At 63.0% G+C, this 732-nt stretch carries 1 protein-coding gene; it reads right to left on the reverse strand.

What is annotated here, in order from left to right; translation table 11 throughout:
• The coding region (locus PQR32_RS42125; RefSeq protein WP_459252013.1) for a left-handed beta-roll domain-containing protein at positions 1–732 on the reverse strand (732 nt) is incomplete at both ends.

The following is a 732-nucleotide window of genomic DNA, read 5'->3' on the forward strand; positions in this document are numbered from 1 at the left end:
GCGCCTGCCGAACCCACCGACACTTCGCCGTTGGCTGCCGATGCGATACCCGACAGAGCCGTCGAGCCCGGGTTGTAACCCGCGGCCGACAGGTTCGCGGTCGTCGTCGAGTTCGAACCCAGTGCTACCGAGTTCGCTGCCGTCGCCTGCGCATTGCCGCCGATCGCCACTGCATCCGTACCCGTTGCCGACGAATCCGCCAGCGTCGAGTTAGCGTGGAAGTACTTGATGCCGCCACCGTTCACGATGTTGTTGACGGTGTTGTTGATGTTCGTCACACGACCATCGATGTTCGCGATCGCGCCGCCCACGTTGTTATACGTGTTGCCGTTCACCACGTACGTCGGGTTCGTGATCGAACCATCGGGGTTCACCGTCGAGCCGCCACCCAGCGAATCGGCCGTCGAGTTGGCCAGGGCGTACAGCTGCGAACCGTTCACCGCGTCCACGCTCGTCGCGTTCACTGCGCCTGCGGCCACACCCGTCAACTGACGCGCGCCTGCCGTGCCCGTGAAGTCCACCACCGTGCCGTCGGTGTCCTTCGCGACCGTGATGTTGCGCGACGTCGCGTCCTGCCGCACCAGACCGATTTCACCGTTGTTGATGTTATTGGTCAGGTTCGTGATGTCCGTCGTGTTCTGCGTCGTCCGGCCGTCGATGTTCGTGACCACGTCACCCACGTTGTTGAACGTCTTGCCGCCATCCACCACGTACGTCGGGTTCGTGATTGCA

Origin of the sequence: Paraburkholderia dipogonis (genome assembly GCF_046027395.1) — a bacterium.
Classification (GTDB): Bacteria; Pseudomonadota; Gammaproteobacteria; order Burkholderiales; family Burkholderiaceae; genus Paraburkholderia; species Paraburkholderia dipogonis_A.